At 64.8% G+C, this 5745-nt stretch carries 6 protein-coding genes and 1 pseudogene; 3 read left to right on the top strand and 4 right to left on the bottom strand.

Annotated elements, in window-relative coordinates; translation table 11 throughout:
- Window positions 1–505, top strand: a 505-nt coding sequence (gene phnF, locus MOV74_RS29570) for a phosphonate metabolism transcriptional regulator PhnF (RefSeq protein ID WP_246930215.1), incomplete at its 5' end; no start/stop codon positions are given.
- 128 nt (window positions 506–633) lie between these two features.
- Here the strand turns inward: phnF and phnE (MOV74_RS29575) are convergent.
- The 4 genes from phnE (MOV74_RS29575) to phnC form a co-directional block, all read right to left on the bottom strand.
- On the bottom strand, window positions 634–1482 hold the full coding sequence (gene phnE, locus MOV74_RS29575) for a phosphonate ABC transporter, permease protein PhnE (protein WP_246930216.1): 849 nt from the start codon (window positions 1480–1482) through the stop codon (window positions 634–636).
- On the bottom strand, window positions 1479–2363 hold the full coding sequence (gene phnE, locus MOV74_RS29580; RefSeq protein WP_246930217.1) for a phosphonate ABC transporter, permease protein PhnE: 885 nt from the start codon (window positions 2361–2363) through the stop codon (window positions 1479–1481). Before phnE (MOV74_RS29580) ends, phnE (MOV74_RS29575) begins: the two co-directional genes overlap by 4 nt.
- Window positions 2364–2436: 73 nt before the next feature.
- Window positions 2437–3372 (bottom strand): phosphonate ABC transporter substrate-binding protein, encoded by a 936-nt coding sequence (phnD, locus tag MOV74_RS29585; RefSeq protein ID WP_246930219.1) that lies wholly within the window; start codon window positions 3370–3372, stop codon window positions 2437–2439.
- 63 nt (window positions 3373–3435) lie between these two features.
- Complete coding sequence (gene phnC, locus MOV74_RS29590) at window positions 3436–4245, bottom strand: phosphonate ABC transporter ATP-binding protein (RefSeq protein ID WP_246930221.1); 810 nt, start codon at window positions 4243–4245, stop codon at window positions 3436–3438.
- A 174-nt stretch (window positions 4246–4419) separates the two neighbouring features.
- Here phnC and MOV74_RS29595 point away from each other — a divergent pair, with 174 nt between their 5' ends.
- Both MOV74_RS29595 and MOV74_RS29600 read left to right on the top strand, forming a co-directional pair.
- Window positions 4420–5103: a chloramphenicol acetyltransferase gene (locus MOV74_RS29595; RefSeq protein ID WP_246930222.1), complete on the top strand. Its 684-nt coding sequence runs from the start codon at window positions 4420–4422 to the stop codon at window positions 5101–5103.
- Window positions 5100–5745: pseudogene (locus MOV74_RS29600) on the top strand (alpha-D-ribose 1-methylphosphonate 5-triphosphate diphosphatase); the annotation flags it as partial. The gene MOV74_RS29595 and the pseudogene MOV74_RS29600, both read left to right, overlap by 4 nt.

Consider the following 5745-nt stretch of genomic DNA (forward strand, 5'->3'; position numbering starts at 1 on the left):
TGTCGAAGCGCAGAAGCTCGCCTATCCGCTGCGCTCGCGCACCCGCTTTTCCGAGATCGTCGGCGCCGAGGGGCGCGAACCGCATGGCCGGCTGATCGAGGCAACGGAGGACGTCGCGACGCGCGAGCTGGCGCGGGAGCTCGGATTGAAGACCGGTGCGCCGCTGGTGCGGATCGAGGCGATCCGCCTCGCCGATCGCACGCCGATCTGCGTCTCCACCACCTGGCTGTCGGCCGTGCTGTTTCCCGACGCGGGCGCCGTGTTCGCAGCGACGCGCTCGATGACGAAACTGCTCGAACATTATGGCGTGCGCGACTATCGCCGCGGGGCGACCCGGATCACCGCCGGCATCGTCGACGCAACCGACGCGGCACGGCTGGATCTCGCGCTGGGACGGCCGATCCTGGTGGTCGATGCCACCGACCACGATCTGGAGGGCAAGCCGCTGATGACCAAGCATTCGCGGTTTGCCGCCGAGCGGGTGGAGTTTCTGGTGGAGTCGTAGGGCGCTCTTTCCAAGAAACGGGACGAGTGGGGTGGGCAAATCGTAGCGTGCCCACCACTTTGATCATGTCGGCGAAAATTCGTGGGCACGGCGCTAACGCGCCTTTGCCCACCCTACGACACCGTCACTTAGGCCACAGCGCGCCGCCCAATAATCGCAAAGCGCAGCTTGCCGGAGATAAAATCGATCGCGGCGACTGCGACCAGGATCATCAGGATCAGGAACGACACCTTCTGCCATTCCAGCACGCGGATCTGCTCGGCAAGCTGGAGGCCGATGCCGCCGGCGCCGACGATGCCGATGATGGTGGCCGAGCGCGTGTTGGATTCGATGAAATAGAGCACCTGGCCCGCGATCACGGGCAGGACCTGCGGCAACAGGCCAAAGCGGATCTCGTGCAGTGGGCTGCCGCCGGAGGCGCGGATGCCTTCGACCTGCTTCTGGTCGGCGCCCTCGATCGCCTCCGAGAACAGTTTTCCAAAGGCGCCGAAATCCGACACCGCGATGGCGAGCACGCCGGCGAACGGGCCCAGCCCGACGACGTTGATCCACACCAGCGCCCAGATCAGCGTGTCGACGCCGCGGATCGAATCCAGGACGCGGCGAACCGGAAAGCGCAGGAGCTTCGACGGCACCACGTTGCGTGCGGCGAGCAGGCTGACCGGAAGTGCGAACACGGCAGCCAGCGTCGTGCCGAGCAGCGCGATCGAGAGAGTCTCGCCGAGCGCCTTCAGGTAGATCGACAGCGAGGAGCCGGGATCGGGCGGGATCATCATCATGCTGATCCAGCCGAGCTGGCTGAGACCTGCGATGAATCGCGACGGCGAAAAATCGAGATCGACGAGGCCATAAACCAGGATCGCGAACGCCGCGACAAGCATCGCCGGCATGGCGAGACGCGCCGAGGCGGGCCGGTCGAATACATCGGGGTAGCGCGCGCGAAGCTCTCGCGTATCGATCTCGTGCGGCCCCGTCACGTACGCGCCTCCCCGCCGAACAGGCGGCCGCGCAGCCAGCCGGTGGTGATGTCGATGATGAAGACGGTGATGATGATGGTGAGCAGGATCGCGCTGACGTCCGAATAATAGAACTTGCGGATGGCGACGACGAGCTCCTGGCCGATGCCGCCGGCGCCGACGAAGCCCATCACGGAGGCTTCGCGGACGTTGATCTCGAAGCGCAGCAGCGCGTAGCTGGCATAGCCCGCGGTCACCTGCGGCACCACGGCGAAGCGCATGCAGGACAGCCAGCTCGCGCCGGTCGAGCGGATGCCCTCGACCGGCTTCATGTCGGCGTTCTCGACGATCTCCGAGAACAGCTTTCCGAGCGCGCCGGTAGAGTGGATCGCAATCGCGAGCACGCCCGCCATGGGTCCCAAACCAAAGGCGATCACGAAGATCAGCGCGAAGACGATGCCCGGAACGGTGCGGGCGAATTCGAGCAGGCGCCGCACGATGAAGCGCAACCAAGGTGCGGGCGAGGTGTTTTCGGCCGCGAAGAAGTTGAGGCAGAATGCCAAGGTCGCGCCGATCAGCGTGCCGACATAGCTGATGAGCAGGGTCTCGCCCAGCATCTTCAGCCATTTGCGCCAGCCCCACAGCCACTCGCCGACATCGGTCCAGACGCGTTGGCCGTTGTCGAGCGTGAGGATGCGGTCAAAATAGCTGATGAAGTTGCCGAAATAAGTGAAGAGCGTGCGCAAATTCACTTCGGCGCCGATCGCGGCGAGCAGCAACGCCGCGGCGAAGATCACGATCCCCGACAGCAGGCGGAGCCGCCTGCGCCCGACCGCCCGGCGATAGGCGGCGTTGAGCACGGCGAGCTGCTGCTCGGGAAGGATCGAAACCCCTGTCGTCATCGGCCTGAGATTAAGTCCGGTCAAAGAAAGAGCCGGGTCGATCGACCCGGCTCCAGTGGCATCGTCCCGATAGTCAGGACGCCTTCTTTTTACGCAGCGCGTCGACGAACTTGATCAGCTCGATCGTGCCATCCCAATCCTTGGTGGTGGCGGGATGAAAGCCCTTCTTCTGGCCGTCGGAGAGACGATCGAACGCGGCCTTGTCCTTGGCCGGCGCGTCGAAGAACGCTTTCGCGATGGCGGCCTTGGCGTCTTCCGGCAGCTCCGCATTGTAGGCATAGGGCCCGTTGATGATCGGCGCCGACTTGTGGATGATGCGGAAATCGTCCTTCTTCATCGCCGAGCCGTCGGCATTCTTCAGCATGCCCTTGGTCAGCATCTGCGCCAGCGTGGAATCGTCGTCGCTGGTCCACTGGTTGGCGGCGACGTCGACCGTGCCCTGCGACAGCGCCAGCATCGCGTTCTCGTGGCTGCCGGTGAAGACGACCTTGCCGAAATAGGTGTCGGCATCATGGATGCCCATCTTGTCCAGCTCGAAGCGCGGCACGTTGTTGCCGGAGGTCGAGTTCGGATCGACCAAGCCGAGATTCTTGCCCTTGAGGTCATCGATCTTCTTGTAGGCGCTGCTCGCCTTGACGAAGAATACCGAATAATAGCCGGTCGAGCCGTCGGCGTTGATGTCGTTGGCGAAGGCGTCGGTCTTGACGCCGGTCAGGCGGGCGCGGGCGAACGAGGCCGAGCCGTAGCTGGCGATGTGGATGTTGCCGGCGCGCTGGCCTTCGATGACAGCGGCGTAGTCATTGGCGATGCGCAGCGTGACCTTCACGCCCAGTTCCTTCGAGAGATAGCTCACGAACGGCGCCCAGCGCTCGGTGACGCCGGAGGCGTTCTCGGCCGGGACGACCGCAAAGGTCAACTCAGGATATTTGGCCTTCCAGTCGTCGGCGGAGGCGGAAGCCGTGAACGCGAGCGCGGCGGCGCCGGCAAGGACTAATCTGCGAGTGATCATGATACCCTCTTCATCGGTTGGGGGTCGGTTGACGCAAAGACTTGCACAAGAAACAGACGTCGCTCAGGCGGCTGCGGCCGTTCCGAGCGCGGGGACACCCGCGGGCGCCGGGACAGGCATGCCGCCCATGACCTCGGCGGCTTCGAGATCATAGAGCTCGCGCGCGACGTGGTCGGTCAGCGCGGACGGTGCCCCGTCGAACACCACGCGCCCCTGCGCCATGCCGATCAGGCGATCGCAATAACTGCGCGCCAGATCGAGCGAATGAAGGTTGCAGAGCACGGTGATGCCGAAATGCTTGTTGATGCGCAGCAACGCATCCATCACGATCTTGGTGTTGCGCGGATCGAGCGATGCGATCGGCTCGTCGGCAAGGATGATGTCGGGCTGCTGCACCAGCGCACGCGCGATCGCCACGCGCTGCTGCTGGCCGCCGGAGAGCTGGTCGGCGCGCTGGGCGGCGAGCGATGCGATGTCGAACTGTTCGAGTGCGGACATCGCCAGCGCCTTGTCCTGCTCCGGCCACACTTGCGACAGCGAGCGCCAGGCCGGCATCGTCGCAAGCCGTCCCATCAGGACGTTGGTGAGGACATCGAGCCGGCCGACCAGGTTGAACTGCTGGAAGATCATCGCCGAACGCGCCCGCCACTGCCGCAACTCCTTGCCACGCAGTGCGGTGACGTCGATGCCGTCGAACAGGATGCGCCCATCAGTCGGCGTCACCAGGCGGTTGATGCTCCGCAGCAGCGTCGACTTGCCGGCGCCGGACCGTCCGATCACACCGACGAACCCGCCGGGGGAAACTTGAAACGAGGCGTCGTCCACCGCGGCTTTTGCGCCGAAGCGACACGTCAGACCATCCACCACCAGCATGCAGGGCTCCAGATTAGCTGGAGCCCACCGCTAACGCCGACGCTTAACACTTGTGTGACACGGGCGTCGCAGTGCGGCGATCCTACACAGCTCATCCCCTGTCATCGCGGTGTCATGATGTCGTCATCAAGCCGCTCGAAGAGGAATGTCCGTCCTCTTAACTCCGGATGCAACATGGCCGCCAAAGCTCTTTCGGTCCAGCCGACCATCGATCCCTCGGCCAAGCTGCACGAGACCAGGCTCGGCGCCTATACCGAGGTCGGCGCGCGCACGATCCTGCATGACGTGGCGATGGGCGACTACTCCTACGTCGTTAATGACGCCCAGATCACCTACACCACCATCGGAAAGTTCTGCTCGATCGCGGCGATGACGCGGATCAATCCCGGCAACCATCCGATGCATCGCGCGACGCAGGCGCATTTCACCTATCGCTCCAGCGCCTATTTCGAAGGCGAGAGCGACGATGCCGAGTTCTTCGACTGGCGGCGCCAGCATCACGTCCATATCGGCCACGACGTCTGGATCGGCCACGGCGCGATCGTGCTGCCGGGCCGCAACATCGGCACCGGCGCGGTGATCGCGGCCGGCGCCATCGTCACCAAGGACGTGCCGGCCTACACCATCGTCGCCGGCAATCCGGCCCGCATCGTGCGGCGGCGGTTCTCGGAAGAAATCGCCGGACGGCTTGCGCGGCTGGCCTGGTGGGACTGGGATCACGACAAGTTGCGTGAAGCCCTGCCCGATTTCCGCAAGCTTGGGATTGAAGATTTCCTTGCGACATACGAAGCACGGGCGAGATCTCTCACCAATTCTCATGCCAGTTCCCTTGCCAGCAAACGAAGCGCGGTCGCGTGACAGACATTTTCCTTGAAGGCGGCCGGACCCTGATCGGCGCCGAGCTCGTCGAAACGTCATTGGCGGTGTCCGGACAGGACATCGCCGCGATGGACGCCTCTCGCGGCCGGGCGCGGCTGGCGATCGATGCGCGCAACCTGCTGGTGCTGCCCGGCATCGTCGATCTCCATGGCGATGCCTTCGAGCGGCAGATGATGCCGCGCGCCGGCGTCGACTTTCCGATCGACGTCGCGCTCGCCGACAGCGACCGCCAGGCGATCAGCAACGGCATCACCACCGTGTTTCACGCCACGACCTGTTCGTGGGAGCCGGGCCTGCGCAGCGCCGACAACGCGCGCGGGCTGATGGAGGCGATCGAGCGGCAGCGTCCGCAATTCGCCGCCGACACCCGCTTCCATCTGCGGCACGAGACCTACAATCTCGACGCCGAGGCCGAGATCAGCCAATGGCTCGCTGAGGGCCGCGTCGACCTGTTCGCCTTCAACGACCATATGGACGGCACCGTTGCCGACATGGCCAAGCCGCGCAAGCGCAACCGCATGGTTGAGCGCACTGGCCTGTCCAGCGAGGAATTCGACCGGCTGGTCGAACGCGTGGTCTCGCGCGCCGACGAGGTGCCCGCTTCGGTGGCGCGGCTCGCCG

Source organism: Bradyrhizobium sp. SHOUNA76 (assembly GCF_023006445.1).
Taxonomy (GTDB): domain Bacteria; phylum Pseudomonadota; class Alphaproteobacteria; order Rhizobiales; family Xanthobacteraceae; genus Bradyrhizobium.

Bases quoted from the DNA above. Each gene is read 5' to 3' on its own strand.
- phnE (WP_246930217.1), bottom strand. From the start codon at position 2,363: ATGACGACAGGGGTTTCGATCCTTCCCGAGCAGCAGCTCGCCGTGCTC.
- phnD (WP_246930219.1), bottom strand. From the start codon at position 3,372: ATGATCACTCGCAGATTAGTCCTTGCCGGCGCCGCCGCGCTCGCGTTC.
- phnC (WP_246930221.1), bottom strand. From the start codon at position 4,245: ATGCTGGTGGTGGATGGTCTGACGTGTCGCTTCGGCGCAAAAGCCGCG.
- MOV74_RS29595 (WP_246930222.1), top strand. From the start codon at position 4,420: ATGGCCGCCAAAGCTCTTTCGGTCCAGCCGACCATCGATCCCTCGGCC.